Genomic DNA, 234 nt, shown 5'->3' with positions numbered 1-234 from the left:
AGAATTATGTGAACCAGCAAAAGAGTATTTATTTGAAAAATAGATTAAATTCGGTCTCTTTTAAAAACCAATCGATATGAGTACAGAAGGACATGATAGTACAAAGGAAGGCTACGACAGCGCAAAGAAAGCTGCAAGTGAAGCCTTTGAAGACGCAAAAGAAGCAGCTACAGATGCTGCCAATGACTTCAAAAAAGAATACCAAGAATTTAACCAAAATGGTGAAAATAAAAG

It is taken from the genome of Nonlabens sp. (genome assembly GCF_965660805.1).
Taxonomy (GTDB): domain Bacteria; phylum Bacteroidota; class Bacteroidia; order Flavobacteriales; family Flavobacteriaceae; genus Nonlabens.
This window is presented reverse-complemented; position numbering follows the sequence as displayed.